At 51.4% G+C, this 222-nt stretch carries 1 rRNA gene; it reads left to right on the top strand.

Annotation, left to right across the window (positions count from 1 at the left end):
* Window positions 1-222 (top strand): 23S ribosomal RNA (locus F2P45_RS37590); the annotation flags it as partial.

The raw sequence follows: 222 nt of genomic DNA, 5'->3' as shown, positions 1-222 counted from the left end.
ATGGGAAGCAGGTTAATATTCCTGCACCGTCGTATGATGCGATGGGGGGACGGATCGCGGAAGGTTGTCCAACGGTTGGAAGTGTTGGTTTTTGACTCATAGAAGGCGCTTAGGCAAATCCGGGCGCGGAATTCAAGGGGTCGAGACGAGGAACTTAGGTTCTGAAGCAATCGGAAGTGGTTCCAAGAAAAGCCTCTAAGCTTCAGTCATACGAGACCGTAC

It is taken from the genome of Massilia mucilaginosa (genome assembly GCF_011682145.1).
GTDB lineage: Bacteria > Pseudomonadota > Gammaproteobacteria > Burkholderiales > Burkholderiaceae_D > Telluria_A > Telluria_A mucilaginosa.
This window is presented reverse-complemented; position numbering and strand designations above follow the sequence as displayed.